Raw genomic sequence first — 19,371 nt, 5'->3', positions numbered from 1 at the left:
AGAGTTTGCTCTTGCAAACTCCCTATTAGAGGAGGATGAACGATGTTCAAGGCGATTATCGTGGACGATGAGGAGTGGACCCGGCTCAGTCTGAGGAAGCAAGCGGACTGGGAGGGGCTTGGGATCACCCTGGCCGGAGAAGCGAAGAACGGCGAAGCCGCGCTGGTATTGATGGAATCGTGCAAGCCGGACATCGTCATCACCGACATCCGGATGCCGGTGATGGACGGAATGAAGCTGATGGAGCGGCTGAACCGCGATTATCCGTCCGTCCTCATGATCGTGATCAGCGGCTATTCGGAATTCGAATACGCGAAGAAGGCTTTATCGCTGCACGCGTTCGATTACATCCTGAAGCCGATCGAAACGGGACCGCTCATGGACACGCTTAGACGGGCAGCGGACAAGCTGGCCGGGGAAAGGAACAGCCGGGATCGCGCCGCGCGGCTGCAAATGACGGCCAACGCGGGCGCAGAGCTCTCCAAGGAGAAGTTCCTTACGCAATGGGTGCAGGGCGAACTCGCCGGGGAAGAGGACATCCGCAGAGGTTTGGCTGCGCACGGTATCGCCGAAGACGGGGGACGTTCGGCCGTTCTGGTCGCGGTTGCCGAAAATTTCGACAGCATGGCGGAAAGGTACTACCGGCTGGACAAGGGACTGACCGGGTTCGCACTGGCGAACGTGATCGGCGAGCTCGTCCATCGGCACTTGCGGGCGATCGCGTTCCGGCATTACGGCAAACCGAACGAGATGATCGTGATCGTTCCCCTGAACACGATGGACGACCGGGCGGGCATGGAGCGGATCTATTCCGGCTGCCGGCAGATCGTCCTGGAGGCCGAACGGGCCGCCCGGTTCAAGGTTCTGATCGGCATCGGCAGCGAATTCACTTCGCTGGCGGACGCCGCCCGTTCCTACCGGCAAGCTTCGGTTGCCGTACAGAACGCGGGAATCGTGGACGCGTTCTCGTCCATCGTGCATATCGACGAAATCTCCTCGCGGAACGAATACCTGATGTATCCGGGCGACAAAGAGAACGAGCTGCTCTATTACCTGGAAAACCAGTACAAGGTCCAGGCGCTGGAGCTGATCGGCAGCGTGCTGGAAGAGCTCAGCGTTGGCGGCACGGCGGTGCATCCGCAGAGCGTCCGCGATACGGCTTCCGGGCTCGTGCTCGCCGTGAACAAGGCGCTCAGCCGGTATCATACCCGGCTGGAGAGCTTGCTCGACGTGCCGAACGCGGCGGAATACGTGACGGGAGGCGTGCCGACGATCGGGACGATCCGGGCCCGGCTGGAGGAGGCCGTCTCGAAGGCGGTGGACGCCATCGCGGAAATCCGCAAGACCGGCACCCGGCGGACGGTATCCGAAATCGCGGAGTACCTGGACCGGAATTTCCGGGAAGAGGTGTCGCTCGGAGGCATCGCGGAACGCTGGTTTCTGAATCCCGCCTATTTGTCGCGGATATTCAAAAACGAAACGGGATCCACGTTCGGCGAATATTTGACGAAGCGGAGGATGGAGGCGGCGGTCAAGCTGCTGCGCGATCCCGGGCTCAAGATGGGCGACGTCGCCGAAATGGCGGGGTACCCGAACGAAAAATACTTTTTCAAAAAATTCAAAGAATACTACGGCTGCACCCCGTCGGAATACCGCGGACGGATGTAAAAAAAGTATACCGAAAACGGTAAAACGCGGTGACTGCCAGGCGGTGCAAGCCCTTCTATAATGAGATCGTACCCATGAAAGCGTTTCATAAAACAAGGAGGGTAACCCACATGCAACAGAAGAAAAAATGGGGGGCATTGGCCCTGGCGCTCGCGCTGACGGGATCTCTGCTGGCCGGCTGCGGCAAAAGCGGCGGCGAGGAATCCGGGAGCAGCGCTCCGGCCTCGGCTTCTCCGTCTTCGTCCGCATCTCCGTCGGATTCGGCAAGTCCGTCATCCGCCGCTCCTGCCGAGGCCGTGACGCTGAAGTACATGACCTGGGACTATTCGGACCGCACGAAGTCGACCGATGCCTTCATCCAGGCCGTGAAGGACAAGTTCAACATCACGATCGACATGCAGAACATTCCGACCGACCAATACGCCACTTCGATCAAAACGAAATTCGCTTCGAACGACGTTCCGGATCTCGTCCAGGTGCACGGTCTCGACCAGAACCTGTTTTCCGGCGCGGAGAAACTGACCATCGACCCCGATAAATTCGCGGATCTCTCCGATTTGCCGTCCGTTTCCGAGTTTCTGCCCGCGGTGATCGAGGCGCGCAAGAAGAACGTGGCGAACAAGCTGTTCTACGTCCCGGTTTCCACGAACGTGCTGGGGGTCATTTACAACAAGAAGGTGTTCAGCGACAACGGCATCGCGCTGCCGACCAACTACGACGAGTTCGTGGCGGCGTGCGAGAAGCTCAAGGCAGCCGGCGTCACGCCGATCGCGGGCGGCTTCAAGGATGCCTGGGTCACGCAAATCATTCCGTTCATCGCCTTCGGCCAATACATCAACGCCAAGGACATGTCCATCCGCGAGAAGCTCGCCGACGGCTCGCTGAAATACGCCGACATCAAGGCTGACGTGACCAAAGTGCTGAACGTGCAGCAGGAATGGGCCGACAAAGGCTACTTCCAGAAAGGCTTCCTCGGCACCGACATCAACGTTGCGAGCCAGCTGGTCGGAACCGGCAAAGCCGCCATGCTGATCAACGGGACGTGGCAGTACAAAGCGGTCCAGGACGCCGATCCGAACGCCCAAATCGGGTTCTTCGCCCTTCCGCTGAACGCCCCGGGCGAGAAAACGGCCGTGCCGACGATCTCCGATTCCGGATTTATCGTCAGCATGGAGAGCAAGCATGTCGACAAAGCGAAGGAAGCGCTCAACTATTACTTGAGCGCCGAGAATCAGACGCGGGTCATCTCGGATTTGAACGGCATCCCGACGAACACGAAAGTGAAGGTCGATTCCCCGTTCGTCACGGAAGTGCAGGCGGCCATGGCCGCAGGCGAAGTGCAGCCGGATTTCTGGAACGCCGGCGGCTATTACCGGCCTTCGGGATCGGCGTTCCTGATCGACAAGGAAATGCAGAACCTGCTCGCCAAGGGAATCACGATCGACGATTTCATCGCGAAGTACGATGCCGAGAACGCGAAAGTGCTGAAGAAATGACCATATAAGCATCGAAATGGAACCGGCGGCGCTTGATCCTCGCCGGTTCCATCGCTTAAGAAGAGAGGAGGAGACGGCGGGTGAACACCCTGTTCCGCAACCGATGGAAAGCCGAGCTCCAGTGGCTGCTTTTCCTGGTTCCCGCGCTCGCGTTTTATCTGGTGTTTATTTTGCTGCCTACGCTCAGCTCCACGTATTACTCCCTGACGGACTGGGACGGGATCAACAGCACGTTCGTCGGTCTCGCCAATTACAAGGAAATGTTCGAAGACAAAATGATCCTCGCTTCGTTCCGGAACACGGCGCTGTACACGGTCGGCATCACCGTGCTGCAAAACGGGCTCGGGCTGCTGGCGGCGCTGCTGCTCGTCCGGAAGTTCCGCGGGGTCAACTTCATGCGGACGATGATTTTCCTGCCTTATATTTTCAGTTCGCTGCTCATCGGCTACGTCTGGGGCTTCATCCTCGAGCCGAATATCGGTATCGTCAACACGTTGCTTGGCGCGATGGGGCTGGACTTCCTGCAAGCCGGATGGCTCAGCGAGCCCGGGATCGCGAGATGGATGATCGTGCTGATCACGACCTGGCAATGCTTGGGATACTCGATGGTCATCTTCATCGCCGGGCTGCAAGGCATTCCCCAAGAGTTGTACGAATGCGGGGATTTGGAGGGCGCAACCGGCTTCCGGAGATTCCGCCATATCACCTTTCCGCTCATCGCCCCAGCGTTCACCATCAGCGTGACGCTGACCCTGATCGGCGATCTGCAGCTGTTCAACCAGATTTACGCCTTGACCGGCGGGGGGCCGGGCTACGCCACGGAATCGGTCGCGACGATCATCTACCGGGTCGGCTTCGGAACCGGAACCCAGTGGGGCTACGGAGCCGCGCTCTCCATTACCCTCTTCGCGGTGATTCTCGTCCTGACCGTCATTCTGGTCACGTTGCTTCGCCGCAGGGAGGTGGAGCTATGAACGCGTCTCTCTCCGAGAAGAAGCTGCCGGCCGTATGGGCGGGTTTGCTATGGATTCTCACGGCTTTGCATATTTACCCGATCTTGCTGGTGCTCCTCTCCTCCGTCCGGACGAAAGCCGATTTGGCCGCCAGCCCGTTCGGCTTGCCCAAGCAGCTCACGTTCGAGTATTTTGCCACGGCCTTCCAAACGATGCATTACTTGCGCTCCTTGTTCAATACGGGGCTCATCGCTTGCTTGTCCGTCGGTTTATGCGTCGTGATGGCGGCCATGGCCGCTTACGCCATCGTCCGGCGAAACAACCGCTTCTACCGCGCCATGTACATTCTCTTCCTGGCCGGCATCATCATCCCGTTCCAAATGACGATGATCCCGCTGTACAAGGTGCTGCAAACGTTCGAGCTGATCAACACGTTCCAAGGCGTCATTTTCATCTATATCGGGTCGCTCGCGCCTTTCTCCGTGTTCCTGCTCTGCGGTTTCGTCAAAGGCGTGCCGCGCGAGCTGGAGGAAGCGGCGCTGATCGACGGCTGCGGCAGGTACCGCACCTTCTTCCGGATCGTGCTGCCGCTGCTCAAACCCGCGGTGACCACCGTCTCCGTGCTGAACGTCTTCTACGTGTGGAACGATTTCCTGCTTCCGATGCTGTACTTGTCGGACTCCAAGAAAATGACGATCACCGTGCAGCTGGCTTCTTTCCAGGGACTGTACTTCAACGATTGGTCGCTCATCTTCGCCGGAGTCTGCATGATCGTGCTCCCTATGCTGATCATCTACTTGATCGCGCAGCGCTTCATCATCAGCGGCATCACGGCCGGAGCCGTCAAGGGTTAAGAAGACGGCCGCGCGCGCCCGAATCGACGCTGTGGAAGATTGGCTTCGTAAAATGGGGAACCGACGGGATAGCGGGCGGATTTCAAGCTGACTTTTTCGAGGAGGCAGGGACGTTATATGGGGCAAAAGAAGTGGTTCGCGGCGGGCGTCTGCATCACCATGCTGGCATCTTTGTTCACGTTCTCCGGCTCATCCGCGGCGGCGGACATCTATGACGGCATGCGGGACGCTTATCGCGCCCTGCTTGCCGGGGGTTCGGGCTTCGACCCGTCGGATCCGGATATCGCCGCGAAGGTCGAACAGATCGAGGACGCCGCCCAAGGATATTGGGAAGCGATGGACAAGAGCGCTGCCCGGACGTACCTATGGAGCGACCTCAGCAGCGGCGCGAATGGCTTTCATGTCCGGGATTCCTACTGGCGTTTGCGCGCCATGGCGCTCGCGTACCAAGTCCAGGGCTCGGCGTTTCAAGGAAACGAGTCTCTCGCGGCGGACATCGCTGCCGGGTTGGAATGGCTGAACGCCCATTGGTATTCGACCTCGACGGGGGAACCGGGCAACTGGTTCGAGTGGAAGATTTCGATACCCTTTTATTTGCTGGATACGGCGGCTCTGATGTATGACCGGATTCCGGCAGCTTCGCTGAACAGCTATACGGCCGCGGTCGACAAGCACCGGCAGCCTCCGGGGTCCGGTGATGCCAACGGTTTGTGGGGGACGAAGGTTTTGCTGCTGAACAACGTCCTGAAGAAGAACGGATCGGCGCTCGGTACGGTAAAGTCCACGATCGAGGATGCGTTAAAGTACAGAAGCACTTACGGGAACGGCTTTTTCGACGACGGCTCCTACATTGACCATACCGGCACGAACAGTCCGAACACGCCCGGCTATCCCGGCAACCCGTATAACGGGGGGTACGGCAGAGGCTTTTACAAATCGGTTGCCGAAATGATGATGCTGCTGTCCGGAACCGCTTGGGACATCAACCCCGCGGAGAAACAGGTGATCTGCGAATGGACGTTTAACGCGTTCGAGCCGTTTCTGTACAGGGGCGGCGTGATGTCCTTCGTGCAAGGCCGGGAAATGTCGCGTCCCGAAGCCCAGGAGCACCGGATCGGACACGAGATCCTTGAAAGCGTTATCTGGCTGTCCGCCTCTGCGGATGCCGAGAACAAGTCGCGTATGGAAAGCATGATCAAGTACCAGATCGAGTCCGACACGTACCGCGATTTCTACCGGGACGTCTCGATCTATACGATCGCCAAAGCGAAGGCGATCGCGGCATCGGCCGTCTCGCGCGGCGATTTGACGCTGCACAGGACGTTCGCGAGAATGGACCGCGTCGTGCACAGCCGCCCGGGTTATGCATTCGGGGTGGCCATGAACGGACACGTCATCAATTACGAGCAGATCAACGCGGAGAATCTGCACGGCTGGCATTACGGACAAGGAGCTGTGTATCTCTATAACGGAGACCTGGATGCCTACGACGACGAGTACCATCCGACCGTCAACGCCTATCGCTTGGCGGGCACGACCGCCCAGGCGGGCAAAGCGTCGAACTTCAACCCGAACCAGAGCAAATGGGCGGGAGGGGCGGATTTAGGCGAATTCGGCGCCGCGGGCATGGAGCTGAAGCCGGACGCCGAATCGCTGCAGGCGAAGAAATCGTGGTTCATGTTCGACAACGAGATCGTGGCGATCGGCTCCGATATTTCCGCCGCCGGCGGCCTGGCCGTGGAAACGACCGTGGAAAACCGGAAGCTGAACGCAGCCGGCACCAACGTGCTTACGGTGAACGGAACGGCGAAGGGGACGGAGCTAGGCTGGTCGGAGACGATGACCGGCGTCCGCTGGGCTCATTTGCAGGGGACATCCGCCGGCGCCGACATCGGGTACTTCTTCCCGAACGTTTCGACGCTTAAGGCAATCCGGGAAGAGCGCAGCGGCAAGTGGTACGACATCAACCGGAACGCCGGCACATCGGGAGATCTTGGGCAAATTCACAAACGCAACTACTTGACGATGTGGTTCGACCATGGCGTCAATCCGACGCCTTGCAGCTATGCTTACGCGTTGTTGCCGAACATGACGAGCGGGCAGGTCGCCGCTTATGCCGCCGCCCCGGAGTTCACCATTCTCGAGCAGTCGGGCGACGCCCATGGCGTGAAGGAAAGCGGCCTCGGCATCACCGCGGTCAATTTCTGGAACGATGCCGTCAAGACCGTCGGTCTCGTGACCAGCAACCGAAAATCCTCCGTCATCGTCCGGGAAAGCGCAGACCAGATCGAGGTGGCGGTCGCCGATCCGACGCAGCTGAATACGGGCGCGATCGAGATCGAATTGGGCAGGCCGGCGCGCGGCATTCTGGAAACGGACAGCCGGATCACCGTGACTCAGCTCAGCCCGACGATCAAAATGACCGTGAACGTGAACGGCGCTTATGGCAGAACGATGCTGGCGAGGTTCGGGCTATCCACGGGCAACCCGCTGCCGAAAGCCGCGAATCTGGCTCTCAACAAACCGGCGACGGCCAGCAGCACGGTGAACGGAGGCGTATGGAACGTCGCGCGCGCGACCGACGGCCAGCGGTTCTCGGGCGGAACGAGCAACGGCTGGACCAGCAACGCCAGCTTGACCGTGAATCACGCGGAATGGTTTCAGGCGGATCTGGGCGCCGTTTATTCCGTTGATAGGGTCGACCTGTATCCGAGATCGGACAGCGGGAACGTCGGTCAAGGCTTCCCGGCAGACTTCAAAATCCAGGTTTCGGCGGACGGAACGAACTGGAACGCCGTCGTCAGCCAAGCCGGCTATCCTCGTCCCGGCAGCCAGGCGCAATCGTTCGTATTCCCGAAGACGGACGCCCGGTACGTCAGGGTGCTGGGAACGAACCTGCGTCCCAATCCTTCCGACGGGGGCCTATTCCGGATGCAACTGGCGGAAGTGGAGGTCTATGAAGCCGTCGACGTTACCCCTCCGGTGACGGTACACGAGCTGCAAGGCGAGTTTCATGACGGTTGGTACCGCGGGACCGTTATGCTGACGCTCTCCGCCGAAGATGCGGAATCCGGCGTCGCCGAGACGGTATACAGCTTGGACGGAGGCCGGGATTGGATTCCTTATCTGGGTCCGATTACGTTCTCGGAGGACGGCCGGCATGCCGTCTCTTATCGCTCGACGGATTACGCCGGCAATGCGGAAGAGACGACAACCGCCTTGTTCTCCTTGGACGGGACGCCGCCGGCCATCGAGGTATTCGGCGCCGCCGATTATACCGTCGAACAGCAGGTGAGGATCACTTGCTCGGCAAACGACCCGTTGTCCGGCGTCGCCGGCGACCCTTGCTCCGTTCCGCTTGTCGATGTTCCCGCGTACGAGCTCGAGCCGGGCGATCACGAAGGATCGGTGCAGGCGGAGGACCGGGCGGGGAATGCCGGGAGCGCGACGTTCCGTTACTCGGTCGGCGTAACGCCTCAGAGCCTGATCTCGTTAACGGAGCGGTTCGTATCCGGAGAAGGAGAACAAGGGCTGGAACGCGCGCTCGCCGGCAAGATCGAAAACGGCCGGTTCGAGGCGTATATTCGCCAAGTATCCGCGCTGGCGGGGGATAAAATCGGTGAGCGGGAGGCGTCCGTTCTGACCCGCTATGCACGCGTGATGTCCGGCGGTCAAGCCGATGCCGGCGGTTAGCGATGTGATGGATACCACGCGCCGCAAGACGGTTAGAGCGTCTTCGGGGAAGCCAAAGCCTCAATTCCCGTTTGGTTCTTGGTTGGTGGTTCTTGTCGCCATAGAAAAGTAGAGCAGCGGGTCCCTTACCGCTGCTCTTGTTTCGATCGGACGGAGAAATCGCGCAGTCCCTGAAGTCGCGACAGTATTCCTGAGTTACGAGGGGCGTTCAGCCGGCAGGCGGGGTGGTAGGATGAGAAGGAGATTCCTTGATTACAGACGCCATGATGGGGGAACCGCGATGAAATCCGTCACGTTGGAACCGATTCGACACCTGGAAATGTGGAAGAAGCCGCCGAAGTGGAACCGTGGGTTCGCCGAAGAGGCGGCAAGTTTCGTACTGGCCAAGATCGACGCCAATTTGCAAACGTTTACGGAAAAATTTCCGTCCGCCAGCAGCGTCGGACTTGTTTATCGGCCCGAAGGAAACGAAGGCTGGACGACCGGTTTTTGGACCGGGATGCTGTGGCTCGCTTACGAGCTGACCGGCGACGGCAAATACCGGCGCACCGCGGAGATCCAACTGGAGGATTTCCGGGAGCGGGCTTTCCGACGGCTCGGTACGGATACGCACGATCTCGGTTTTCTCTACACGCTCTCCTGCGTCGCTGCCGTCCGTCTGACCGGTAACGAGGAAGCCCGGAGAACGGCGCTCGAAGCGGCCGACCTGCTCATGGAGCGCTATTTCGACAAAGCCGGCATCATCCAGGCTTGGGGCGACTTGAACGATCCGGCGGAGCGGGGCCGGATGATCGTCGACTGCTGCATGAACTTGCCGCTGCTGTACTGGGCATCGGAAAAGACCGGCAACGGCGCATACGCGCAAGCGGCCGCCCGCCACGCCGAACGGTCCGCCGCCTGTCTCGTCCGGGAAGACGCGTCCACGTACCATACATTCTACATGGACGTCGACAGCGGAGCGCCCAAGTACGGCCAAACCCATCAAGGCTACGCGGACGATTCCTGCTGGGCCAGGGGCCAAGCCTGGGCGATTTACGGCTTTCCCCTGAGCTATCGGTATACCGGCGACAGGCCGCTTCTGGAGTTGACCCGCCGGCTGGCCCATTACTTCCTGAACCGGCTTCCGGATGACCGAGTCGCGTACTGGGACCTGATTTTCACGGACGGTCCGCAGGAGCGGGACAGCTCCGCCTCCGCCATCGCCGCGTGCGGATTGCTGGAGCTGGCCGGCCATCTCGAAGCGGCGGGCGACGAGTCCGGCGAACTTTACCGCAATGCCGCGCTTCATACGATGCAATCGCTGTCGGAACATTACACGACGAAGGGCGATTCGTTTGCCGGCGGCATCCTGAAGCACGCCGTGTACAACAAACCCCGCGGCATGGGCATCGACGAGTGCTGTATCTGGGGCGATTACTTCTATCTCGAAGCGATCGTCCGGACGCTGAAAGACTGGAGGCCATACTGGTGACGAAAATCGGATCATTCGAACTCTGCCGAGCAGATAGAAGGGGGCAACGAACATGAAATTTTTCGCCAAATTCGGTCCCGCCTATTTGATGCTGCTGCTGCCCGTCGCCTGTTTCGCCCTGTTCTCGGTCTACCCGCTGCTGTGGGCCGTGAAATACGTTTTTTACTATTACGACGGCTTGTTCACCGAACGGTTTACGGGCTGGACCAATATGAGCCGTCTGATGAGCGATGAATTGTATTGGCAAAGCCTGTGGAAACAGGGCTTGTTCGCGCTGAAGGTGCTGATCGAGCTGCCTGTCGCTTTCCTGCTTGCGCTGTTGCTGCACAGACAGACCCGCGGAGGAAACGTGTTTCGCGCCGTCTTCTTGATGCCGTATATCCTGCCGGGGACGACGATGGCGATGGTGCTGTATCTGCTGCTGAATCCGTACAACGGGGACCTGAACCGGCTGTTGCTCGCGCTTGGGGTGGTCGATCAACCGGTGCAGTTCCTGGCGGTCGGATGGACCGCGTTCCTGAGCGGGATCGGGCTCGACGCCTGGCAAAACTTCGGCATCAACATGCTCTTCTTCCTCGTGGGCCTGAGCAGCATCCCGAAGGAAGTGTACGAAAGCGCGGCGATCGACGGGGCGAGCGGATGGCAAACCGTCCGTTCGATCTCCCTCCCGATGATGGGACGCATCCTGCAGATCATCCTTTTCTTGTCGATCCTCGGCACGCTGAAATCGATCGGGCCATACCTCGTTCTGACGAACGGAGGCCCGAACTATGCGACCGAAAATACGTTCCTGTACATTTTCCACCAGTTCTTCAGCGGGGCCGGCAGCGTGAACTACGGATACGGAGCGACGGTGGCGGTATTCACGGCGATTCTGCTTCTGGCGTTGTCCGTCGGCTATTTCCGTCTGACCAAACGAATGGATTACCACTGAGGAGGGTGCGCGTTGAAAAGGACCAGATCCGCCATTCGCTACGTTTTCCTGATCGCCGCCGGCGTGCTGACCCTCATTCCGATCGCGTACGTGCTGCTCAGCTCGTTCAAGACGAATCAGGAGCTCATTTCCGGTGGCTCCCTGCTGCCGCGGACCTGGACGTTCGACAACTTCCGGGAAGTGTGGCAGGAGCTCAATTTTTCCCGCTATTTCTACAACTCCGTCGTCTTCTCCGTGATCGGGGCGGGGGCCGTCGCGTTGATGGGCGCCATGGCCGGGTATGTTTTCGCCAGAACCGATTTTCCGGGAAAACGGCTGCTGACGGCCGCGGTGCTCGCCGTCATGTTCATCAGCCTCGGGCCGATGACGTTGTACCCCCGGCTCGAGCTCGCCGTGGAATGGGGGCTGAACCGGCACATCTACACGATGCCGATCGTCGGGATCTACGGCATCGGAGCCAGCCTTTTCCTGTACGAGGGGTTCGTCCGCTCGCTGGGCAAGGAAATCGACGAAGCCGCCGTCATGGACGGAGCGGGCTATTTCCGGAGGTTCTGGCGCATCGCCTTTCCGCTCATGACGCCCATCACGACCACCTTCTTCCTGCTTGAATTCATCCAGGAATGGAACAATTACGTGTTCCCGCTCGTTCTCAGCTCCGGCAATCCGGAGCTCAAGACGCTGACGGTCGGGGTCGTCGAAATGCGCAACATGGGGGACGGCGCTGCTGCCTGGAATTTGCTCATGGCGGGCTCGGCGATCTCCATCGTCCCCGTGCTCGTTCTGTTCCTGTTGCTCAACCGGAAAATCGTGGAGGGTCTGGCGCAGGGAGCCGTAAAAGGGTAAGGCAAGGGGGGGCCGACATGTGCAAGGTGCTCATCGTGGACGACGAACATTACATCCGCGAGCGGTTGCAGAACATCATCCCTTGGCATGAATACGGCATGAATGTCGCCGGCCTGGCGGAAGACGGCGCGGACGGCTTGGCGAAAATCGCCGCGCTGCGTCCCGACATCGTCATCAGCGACATCCGCATGCCGGACATGAACGGACTCGACATGATCCGCCGGGCGCTCGAACGGAGTCCGGAGACCAGATTCGTCGTACTCAGCGCGTACGGCGAATTCGAGTTTGCCAAGCAGGCGATCCAATTGGGCGTGTCCGACTATTTGCTGAAACCGACGCAGCCTTCCGAGCTGCTTGACGTATTGACGAAGCTGGTCGACCGGATCAACCAGGAGAAACGGAAACAGCGGGCCGATACGCTTGCCGATTCTTACGGCCAGGCGATCACCGCTCAATATATCCACGAACTCGCTCTCGGCCAGCACCCCGGTTACGGGTGGGAGGAAGAGTATGCGAACGTCGGCTTGGGTTGGCTGCTCCAAGGCAGCCTTCGGCTGCTTCTCGTGACGATGAACCGTTCCGGGTCCGGCTTGCCCGATAATCCCGAATCGGTCCGCACGATGCAGTTCGCCGTGCAGAACGTCATGTACGAAACGCTGTCCGGGCAGGAAGCGATGTGTCCCGTCCGCATCGCGGCGGGGCGTTGGCTCATCGCGGCCGGCGGATCTCTCTCCGAGCCCGCGGCCTTCGATTTCGCGCGGGAGCTGCATGAGAATATCCGCCGTTATACGAAGCAACGGGTGATGCTGCTCGTGTCGGAGCCGATTGGCGGCGTTCTGGAAATGAGCGGCGCGTTCTGGGAAATGGAGAAGGCCGCGGAGACGATCGCCACGAGCGAGTCGGAACCGGTTCTCGCCATGAGCCGGCTGCGGGAAGCGGAGGGGTGGATTTCCTGGAGCCAGCCGGCGCACGAGCTGATCCGTTGGGTTCTGGAAGGCGATGCCGAGAAAATCAACCGTTGGATCGGCGAATTGACCCCGTCGTTTCTGGCGTGGGACCTGGAGGCGGCGCGCCAATGGTGCTACGAATGGCTCACGAGCTTACGGGAGCTGACGAAGCATCGCGGAAACGACGACGGAGGGGGAGAAGCGGAGGGCGGCGGGCTCCGCATGCAAATCGCGAGCCAGCCCCGGCAGAAGGAACTGCTGCGGTTTTTCGGGAGGGAGGTTCACCGCTGCCTGAAAACGTGCCGTTTCGAAGGCCCCCACCCGTTGATCCGGGCGGCGATGGACATCATCAAGCGGGATTACGGCCACGACATCCAATTGGCGGCGATCGCCGAAGATTTGGGCTTGTCCCCGGTCTACCTGAGCGAGTTCTTCAAAAAGGAAACCGGCGTCACGTTCCGGCATTACCTGCTGCAGGTCCGCATGAACGAAGCGGCCCGCCTGCTCAAGGATCCCCGGCTTAAGGTGTATGAAGTGGCGGACGTGGTCGGCTACCGGAAAGTCGAGCATTTCGTCAAGCTGTTCAAGAAGGAGTTCGGCATGACGCCTTCGGAGTACCGGGGAGCGCTCGTATGAAGCTGCCGACGCGGTTTCGGCTTCGGCTCCCGAACCGGAGGCTGCACCACCAATTCATCGCGCTCATCTTCTTCTGCATGCTGATTCCGGTCGTCGCGGTCGGCTCGGTCCATTTCGCCATCACGTCCAATCTCTTCTCGGCCCAGCTGGAGGAGAGCTCGGAAACCCTGCTCTCGCAAACCGCCGGGCAGCTGGATCAGATGTATCGCGACTTCAAGACGGTGGAGAGGCAGTTTCTGCAAGACGAGAAGTTCATATCGATATTCGCGGGGGGCGATCCCAGCGTGGCGGTGCAGGTCGTGAACGCGGCTTTCCTGTCCGACGGAATCGCCAAAGCCGGTTACGTCAATCCGTCCTTCCAAATCTCGGTGCTCGCGGTCCATCCCCATTATTTGTCGGCCTTCGGCTTGCCGGTCCACTCGGACGCGGCGGCCTTGGAAGACGTGAAGCGACGGGCGGGCAAGGCGCTCAAACGATTTTTCCTGACCGGCGACGTCCAGGGGAGGCAGTCGTTCCGTTGGATGGCGCCGTTCGGCAACGTCTTGACGGGAGAGCTGTACGGATGTCTCGAAATCCGGGTCCCATACGCCGTCATGAGCCGTCTGCTGGACGAGATGGCGGCAAGCGGGCAGACCCAGATGCTCCTGCTGGATCCGGATGGCCGGGAATCCGTTCGGCAGTCGGCGCCGCCGATCCGGCCGGACGCGAACATGATCGCGGAAATCCTCGCGGCCGGGCGATCGCCGCTGCGCCCCGCTTCCCATCCGGAATTATCCGCTTTCAAGCGAACGATCGGCGATGAATGGGTGCTGGCGGGAATCATTCCGCGCGAGCACATCTTATCGCCGCTCCACCGCGTGCAGCGTTGGACCATCGGCATCGTGCTCGCGCAGGTGGCCCTGACGCTGCTGCTGGCGATCTCGCTGGCCAAAAGCTTCTCCAGGCCGATCCGGCGGCTGGCGCTCCTCGTCGCAAGGAAAAAAAGCGAAGGCGCGGATATCGTCATTCCGAAGGTGGAGCGAAGCGACGAAATCCGTTCGTTGTACGACGGAATCCGGGACTTGCTCCAGGAAATCCGGCAGGAGCAAATCCAGAAGAAGGAATACCAGCTTCGCATGCTGCAATACCAGATCAACCCCCATTTTCTGTACAACAGTCTCGATTCGATCCAGTGGAAAGCGATCGAGCACAAGGACAAGGATTTGACGGCCATGATCACGAGCCTCAGCTTTTTTCTCCGGCACGGCCTGAATCAGGCGGACGTGGTCGCCGTCAGGGAAGAACTCGGACATCTGAACAGCTACTTGCTGCTTCAGCGGATCCGGTACCGCGATCAATTCTCGGTGGATATCCGCGTGGACGACGAGCTGTTGGGCCAGCAAATCCCTAAGCTGTCGCTCCAGCCTCTCGTGGAGAACGCGATCCGGCACGGCATGAACCGTTTATCGGGCGGGAGCCGGATCGAGATCCGGGGAGAGCGCGTGTCGGAGGAGCGCTTCGCGCTTAGCGTACTGGACGACGGCCGGAATTTGGACTTGCAAAAGGTGATTCAGCTGCTGCGATTTCCCGAAAGGGACTCGTCCTCCTTCGGCATCCGCAACGTGCATGAGCGGACGAAGCTGTACTTCGGGGAGAGTTACGGCTTGTCCGCCCGCAAGACGGAAGAGGGGGGCACCCGTTTCGATCTGGAGCTCCCGTACCGTCAATCGGACATAAAGGATGGTTAACGATGGTTAAAGAGATGAAAGCGGAAGAGTTGGTCCGATCCCCGCAACTAAAGGGGTATCCGAAAAGCCAGGAGATCGTCCGATTCCGTCTTCGGTTTGCGCTTGCTGACGGATGGAAGGGGGGGGAGCGGGGGTGCCCCGTCCGAATCGCCGCGGATGCCCAGTATGTGCTGTGGGTGAACGGCCGTCTCGTCGGGCAAGGTCCGCACCGGAATTTCCCGGATACGCTGATGGCGGACGAGTATGAGGCTGGGGCTTATTTGCGCGCGGGGGAAAATGTCATAGCCGTGCTCGTGCGTCATCTCTATCTGGATACGTTCGGTTATTTGCGGGGCGAGCCGGCCTTCGGCTTCTGGGGGACGGCGGGGGGCACGGACCTGACGACCGGCCGCGCGGCTTGGGAATGCCGTTCGGAGACGCGGTACGAGGAATTCGCGCCAAGGGTCAACATGCATTTGGGGCCGTCGGAAGAGCAGGATGGGGACGCCGAGGAGAGCTGGGTGAGCCGCGCGGCGGAAGACACGGAGGTTGGCGCCGAAGAAGGCGCCGGCTGGATTCGGCCGGTGTCCTGCGCGGATCGAGCGAGAAAGGTGCTGTCTTGTCCGGTCGCTCCCTTGGTGCGGAATACGCGGGATTTGTCGCGCGATGCGGAGCTTGCGGGGACGTTCGCGGCGCTGCCTGCGATCGGCGGGACGCTGTATGCTTATACGCCGGACGTGGACGTGAAGAACAAGGCGATCGCCGTCCGACTCCGGATCGAGGACGAAGGGGATTCGGAAATAAAGGAAGCCGTTCGTCTCTGCATCGAGGACGAAGGGGATTCGGAAATAGCAGAAGAGGGAGCCGTCCGTCTCCGCGCAGGGGACGGTGGGAATCCGGCAGCGGCGGAAGCGGGAGCCGTCCGTACGATCGGGTACAGGGGGCTTGGCGCGTGCCTGATTCGCGAGGAGGGGTCCGTAACGGCGGATCACGCCTACGGCCACCATGCCGCAGAGGGGCGGTTCGAAGTCGGCGTCGCGGAGCTTGCGCGCGGCGTGCTGCTGTATCTGCTGGACGCGGAATATTTGTTCGTCGGGGAAGGAAGCGGGGAGCCTTCTCTTGAGGTGCTCGGCTATCATCCGATGCGGGACAGTTTCCTCCAATTCGATTCGTTCGCGGACGCGCCGCCCGGATTGGATGCTTTACTGCCCTGCGGGCAGGCGGTTCAGCTGGTGCCGGTCAAGAAAACCCGCCTGTTCGGCTGGGACCGGATGCGCGTGAAACCGGCCGAGAAGACCAACCTGCCCGGTCGGGATCGGATTCGTATGCAGGCAGGTGATGGTGGTGAAATTCCCGCTTTGCTGCCCGGTTTGGATCGGATTCATATGCAGGCAGGTGATGGTGGTGAAGTTCCCGCTTTGCTGCCCGGTTTGGATCGGATTCATATGCAGGCAGGTGATGGTGGTGAAATTCCCGCTTTGCTGCCCGGTTTGGATCGGATTCGCATGCAGGCAGGTGATGGTGGTGAAATTCCCGCTTTGGATCTTGACCGCGGCGGGCTGCGCTTGTCCGGCGAAGGCGCCGTGCTTCGGCTGCACCGCTTTTCCTTCGGCCATCTGGAGCTCGATTTCGAAGCGGAAGGGGGGCCGGGATCGGATAACCTCGTCGAGATCGGATACGGGTACGATACGGATGCCGACGACCTCCCTTTCGTATTCAACTGGGACCGCTTCCGGTGGACGGGCGGTTCGGCATCGTTCCGCAACCGGTTTACGCCCCGGGGGTTCCGGTACCTGTTTCTATCGACCCATAGTGATGTGACGTTGAAAGGCATCCGGATTACGGAAGCGCTCGCCGCCGAGCCGATTGCGGAGCGGTTGGGGTTCGTACGGACGGACGATCCGCTGTGGAACCGAATATGGGCGACCGCCAGGGAAACGCTCCGCTATTCGCGGACGGACGTCATCGCCTCCGACTCATTCCGGGAGTTCTGCGCCTGGCTCGGGGACTCGCAGCATATCGCTCTGAACTACTATTACACGTTTTTCGATCCCGCTTTCATCCGATACACCTGGGACTTGTACGGACGGAACGCGGACGGAGAAGGACGAATGTTCTCCGTCGTCCCAGGCTATATGAAGTTTCATTTGCCGGTCTGGACGTGGCAGTATTGGCTCGGCGTCCGCAACCATTACTTCTATACCGGGGACCGGGCGTTTCTCGAGTCCGCGTGGCCTGTTTGTACGGCAACCTATGCATTTTTCGAAAGATTCAAAACCGATGAAGGACTGCTGCGCGATCCGGAAGGCTGGGCAATCGTCGATTGGGCTCGCATCGATTTCGGGGGAGAATCGTTCGTGCTGAACGGGCTGTACCGGCGGGCGGCGCTTGCGCTGGCTGAGCTTGCCGAAGCGCGAGGCGACGCGGAAGGGGCTGCGCGTTTCAGCGCGTCGGCAGAGCGGGTGAGGGGCGGTTTGGCGCATTCCCGGTTTTTCGACGCGGCGAAAAACCTGTTCCATGACGGGATCCGCGACGGCAAACCCGTCGATACCTTCTCGCAGCACGCCCAACTGCTTGCCTTCGACATGGGGCTGTGGGAGGAAGACGAGTTAGGCGGCGTGTGGGAGCGGGTGAACGATCCGGAGCTGGAAATTTGGACGATCGGAGAACCGAGCTACCACTGGGCGGCGGATATTCTCCGCGCGAGCCGCGATCTCGGCCGGTTTCTGGCCGACATACGGGCGGCTTACGCGTGGCGGGCGGAGCAGGGCGTCGCCTGCTTCGGGCATACGCATCCGGGCAACCGGCCGGGACGGTCCGCCGGCAAGCAGCGGTCGCCTGCCCACGGATGGGCATCTTGCCCCGTCTATCTGAGCGGCGCTTACTTGCTGGGAGTGCGGCCTCTGGAGCCGGGGTACGCAGCGGTCGAAATCGCTCCCCGGCCGTTACTCGGCGGAATGAGGGAGATGGAAGGGCAGGTGCCGACACCGCACGGGCCGGTACACGTGCAGTGGCGGCTGGAGGCGGACGGCAGCGGCACGTTAGCCGGCATGGTCCCGACCGGCATGCCGGGCATCGTGAGCATGAGCGGTTTCGGAAGCGACGCGCGGGTCGAACGTGCGGCGGGGGCAGAAGCGGTTGGCGACGGAAGCTTCCGGTTGACAGGGGGCCGGGAGTTCGAGATTCGATTTCGGAAAAATCATCCTGCTTGATTAATGGGAAGAGGCGATACCGCAACGAAGGTCCGGTCCGAGCGGCCGGGGTTAAGGCACTAAGTACCTTAATTCGTCCGGAACCCCGCCTGGGCGCCTGAGTTAAGGCACTTTGTACCTTAATTCGTCCGGAATCCCGCCTGGGCGCCTGAGTTAAGGCACTATGTACCTTAATTCGTCCGGAAAACCGCCTAGGCACCTGTGTTAAGGCACTATGTACCTTAATTCGTCCGCAATCCCGCCTAGGCGCCGAAGTTAAAGCACTATGTACCTTAATTCGTCCGGAATCCCGCCTGGGCGTCTGAGTTAAGGCACTTTGTACCCTAATTCGTCCGGAATCCCGCCTGGCCGCCGGAGTTAAGGCACTATGTACCTTAATTCGTCCGGAACCCCGCCTGGGCGCCTGAGTTAAGGCACTTTGTACCTTAATTCGTCCGGAATCCCGCCTGGGCGCCTGAGTTAAGGCACTATGTACCTTAATTCTTCCGGAAAACCGCCTGGGCGCCTGAGTTAAGGCACTATGTACCTTAATTCGTCTGGAATCCCGCTTGGGCGCCTGAGTTAAGGCACTATGTACCTTAATTCGTCCGGAAAACCGCCTAGGCGCCTGAGTTAAGGCGGCACTATGTACCTTAATTCGTCCGGAAAACCGCCTAGGCGCCGGAGTTAAGGCACTATGTACATTAATTCGTCCGGAACCCCGCCTAGGCGCCTGAGTTAAAGCACTAAGTACCTTAATTCATCCGAAATCCCGCCAAGGCGCCTCAGTTAAGGCACAGGCACTATGTACCTTAATTCGTCCGGAATCCTCCTGAGAGCCGGAGTAACGCTACTTTCTTGCACAAATTCATCCGGGGGCTCATCGAGAGCGGCAACCGTTTCAGAATATACCGTCAATTTTGTAGCAAAACAGCCAGTAAACCTGAATTTCGGGTGGTTCAGGCAATCGATGAAACCG

Annotated in this window: 11 protein-coding genes; all 11 read left to right on the top strand. The window is 60.1% G+C overall.

The annotated features are described in order from the left end of the window. Positions 1-42: 42 nt before the first annotated feature. Positions 43-1,668 (top strand): response regulator, encoded by a 1,626-nt coding sequence (locus tag GE107_RS21340; protein ID WP_219642678.1) that lies wholly within the window; start codon positions 43-45, stop codon positions 1,666-1,668. A gap of 110 nt (positions 1,669-1,778) precedes the next feature. After that, complete coding sequence (locus tag GE107_RS21335) at positions 1,779-3,164, top strand: ABC transporter substrate-binding protein (RefSeq protein WP_219642676.1); 1,386 nt, start codon at positions 1,779-1,781, stop codon at positions 3,162-3,164. Between the two features lie 80 nt (positions 3,165-3,244). Next, positions 3,245-4,138, top strand: coding sequence for a carbohydrate ABC transporter permease (locus GE107_RS21330; protein ID WP_219642671.1), 894 nt, complete (start codon positions 3,245-3,247; stop codon positions 4,136-4,138). Further along, a complete protein-coding gene (locus GE107_RS21325; protein WP_219642669.1) occupies positions 4,135-4,971 on the top strand; it encodes a carbohydrate ABC transporter permease in 837 nt (278 codons plus the stop codon). Before GE107_RS21330 ends, GE107_RS21325 begins: the two co-directional genes overlap by 4 nt. A gap of 117 nt (positions 4,972-5,088) precedes the next feature. Next, entirely contained in the window at positions 5,089-8,664 is a 3,576-nt protein-coding gene (locus GE107_RS21320; RefSeq protein ID WP_219642667.1) for a polysaccharide lyase family 8 super-sandwich domain-containing protein, read from the top strand. A 280-nt stretch (positions 8,665-8,944) separates the two neighbouring features. Beyond that, on the top strand, positions 8,945-10,135 hold the full coding sequence (locus tag GE107_RS21315) for a glycoside hydrolase family 88 protein (RefSeq protein ID WP_219642836.1): 1,191 nt from the start codon (positions 8,945-8,947) through the stop codon (positions 10,133-10,135). Between the two features lie 52 nt (positions 10,136-10,187). Next, entirely contained in the window at positions 10,188-11,069 is an 882-nt protein-coding gene (locus GE107_RS21310) for a carbohydrate ABC transporter permease (protein WP_219642664.1), read from the top strand. 12 nt (positions 11,070-11,081) lie between these two features. Continuing rightward, positions 11,082-11,912: a carbohydrate ABC transporter permease gene (locus GE107_RS21305; RefSeq protein ID WP_219642661.1), complete on the top strand. Its 831-nt coding sequence runs from the start codon at positions 11,082-11,084 to the stop codon at positions 11,910-11,912. A 17-nt stretch (positions 11,913-11,929) separates the two neighbouring features. Next, positions 11,930-13,495, top strand: a complete 1,566-nt coding sequence (locus tag GE107_RS21300; protein ID WP_219642659.1) for a response regulator transcription factor — start codon at positions 11,930-11,932, stop codon at positions 13,493-13,495. Beyond that, the gene (locus GE107_RS21295; RefSeq protein WP_219642656.1) at positions 13,492-15,222 is read left to right on the top strand and encodes a sensor histidine kinase; all 1,731 of its coding nucleotides are present in this window, start codon (positions 13,492-13,494) and stop codon (positions 15,220-15,222) included. Before GE107_RS21300 ends, GE107_RS21295 begins: the two co-directional genes overlap by 4 nt. 2 nt (positions 15,223-15,224) lie before the next feature. Continuing rightward, entirely contained in the window at positions 15,225-18,413 is a 3,189-nt protein-coding gene (locus tag GE107_RS21290) for an alpha-L-rhamnosidase-related protein (protein ID WP_219642653.1), read from the top strand. Positions 18,414-19,371: the final 958 nt, after the last annotated feature.

The sequence above is a fragment of the Cohnella sp. CFH 77786 genome (assembly GCF_019400745.1).
Classification (GTDB): Bacteria; Bacillota; Bacilli; order Paenibacillales; family Paenibacillaceae; genus Cohnella.
The sequence above is the reverse complement of the archived record's forward strand: the minus strand, read 5'-3'. Positions and strand labels throughout refer to the sequence as shown.